We start from the raw sequence: 2,571 nt of genomic DNA, 5'->3' as shown, positions 1-2,571 counted from the left end.
AGGTTGCATTAAGAACTAAGCACGCGAACAAGTAGGCCGGGACACGTGAAATCCTGGTTGAATATGGGTGGACCATCATCCAAGGCTAAATACTACTTACTGACCGATAGTGAACCAGTACCGTGAGGGAAAGGCGAAAAGAACCCCGGAGAGGGGAGTGAAATAGAACCTGAAACCGTTTGCGTACAAGCAGTGGGAGCATGGCTTAGGCTGTGTGACTGCGTACCTTTTGTATAATGGGTCAGCGAGTTACTTTCAGTGGCGAGGTTAACTGAATAAGGAAGCCGTAGAGAAATCGAGTCTGAATAGGGCGCGAGTCGCTGGGAGTAGACCCGAAACCGGGCGATCTAGTCATGTGCAGGATGAAGGTTGGGTAACACCAACTGGAGGTCCGAACCGGGTAATGTTGAAAAATTATCGGATGACGTGTGACTAGGAGTGAAAGGCTAATCAAGCCCGGAGATAGCTGGTTCTCCCCGAAAGCTATTTAGGTAGCGCCTCGTGAATGATTACTGGGGGTAGAGCACTGTTTCGGCTAGGGGGCTGTCATGGCTTACCAAACCGATGCAAACTCCGAATACCGGATAATTGAATCACGGGAGACACACGGCGGGTGCTAACGTCCGTCGTGAAGAGGGAAACAACCCAGACCGCCAGCTAAGGTCCCAAAGTGCTAGTTAAGTGGGAAACGATGTGGGAAGGCATAGACAGCCAGGAGGTTGGCTTAGAAGCAGCCACCCTTTAAAGAAAGCGTAATAGCTCACTGGTCGAGTCGGCCTGCGCGGAAGATGTAACGGGGCTAAAACTAGTCACCGAAGCTGCGGATGTGCACTAAGTGCACGTGGTAGGGGAGCGTTCTGTAGGCTGATGAAGGTGGATTGAGAAGTCTGCTGGAGGTATCAGAAGTGCGAATGCTGACATGAGTAACGATAATGAGGGTGAAAAGCCCTCACGCCGGAAGTCCCAGGTTTCCTGCACGACGTTAATCGGAGCAGGGTGAGTCGGCCCCTAAGGCGAGGCTGAAAAGCGTAGTCGATGGGAACCAGGTTAATATTCCTGGACTTTTTATAAGTGGTGATGTGGGGACGAAGAAGGCTAAATGAGCCAGGCGTTGGTTGTCCTGGTATGTGCATGTAGGAGGGTAGACTAGGCAAATCCGGTTTACTATCAACTCTGAGGTGCGACATGGTGCTGACACTTCGGTGTACAGCGAAGTCATTGATGCCCGGCTTCCAGGAAAAGCTGCTAGCCATAACTTATAGAGAACCGTACCGCAAACCGACACAGGTGGACAGGTAGAGAATACTAAGGCGCTTGAGAGAACTCGGGTGAAGGAACTAGGCAAAATGGTACCGTAACTTCGGGAGAAGGTACGCCCTTTTTGGTGATGGAATTTACTTTCAAAGCTGAAGAGGGCCGCAGAGACCAGGTGGCTGCGACTGTTTATTAAAAACACAGCACTCTGCAAATTCGTAAGAAGACGTATAGGGTGTGACGCCTGCCCGGTGCCGGAAGGTTAATTGATGGGGTTATCTTCGGAGAAGCTCTTGATCGAAGCCCCGGTAAACGGCGGCCGTAACTATAACGGTCCTAAGGTAGCGAAATTCCTTGTCGGGTAAGTTCCGACCTGCACGAATGGCGTAACGATGGCCACACTGTCTCCACCCGAGACTCAGTGAAATTGAAATCGCTGTGAAGATGCAGTGTACCCGCGGCTAGACGGAAAGACCCCGTGAACCTTTACTATAGTTTTGCACTGGACTTTGATGATAACTGTGTAGGATAGGTGGGAGGCTTTGAAGTGAGGACGCTAGTCCTCATGGAGCCGACCTTGAAATACCACCCTGTTGTTATTGAGGTTCTAACTTGGTCCCGTAATCCGGGATGAGGACAGTGTATGATGGGTAGTTTGACTGGGGCGGTCTCCTCCCAAAGAGTAACGGAGGAGCACAAAGGTACCCTCGGTACGGTCGGACATCGTACCAAGAGTGTAAAGGCATAAGGGTGCTTGACTGCGAGAGCGACGGCTCGAGCAGGTACGAAAGTAGGTCTTAGTGATCCGGTGGTTCTGTATGGAAGGGCCATCGCTCAACGGATAAAAGGTACTCCGGGGATAACAGGCTGATACCGCCCAAGAGTTCATATCGACGGCGGTGTTTGGCACCTCGATGTCGGCTCATCACATCCTGGGGCTGAAGCAGGTCCCAAGGGTATGGCTGTTCGCCATTTAAAGTGGTACGCGAGCTGGGTTTAGAACGTCGTGAGACAGTTCGGTCCCTATCTGCCGTGGGCGTAGGAAAATTGAGAGGAGCTGCTCCTAGTACGAGAGGACCGGAGTGGACGAACCTCTGGTGTACCGGTTGTCACGCCAGTGGCATTGCCGGGTAGCTAAGTTCGGACGGGATAACCGCTGAAAGCATCTAAGCGGGAAGCCTCCCTCAAGATGAGTTTTCCCTTGAAGCCCGTTGAAGACTACAACGTTGATAGGCAAGGTGTGGAAGCGCAGTAATGTGTGAAGCTAACTTGTACTAATTGGCTGATTGTCTTGACCATATAATCTGAGCTACTTCA

General features: G+C 51.4%; 1 rRNA gene. It reads left to right on the top strand.

Annotated features, from left to right (window positions below):
• Positions 1-2,553 (top strand): 23S ribosomal RNA (locus ACWTE2_RS34555); the annotation flags it as partial.
• Between the last annotated feature and the right edge of the window lie 18 nt (positions 2,554-2,571).

Source organism: Legionella nigrisilvae (assembly GCF_977063395.2).
Note: the sequence above shows the minus strand (reverse complement) of the source record. Positions and strands in the feature narration are given on the sequence as shown.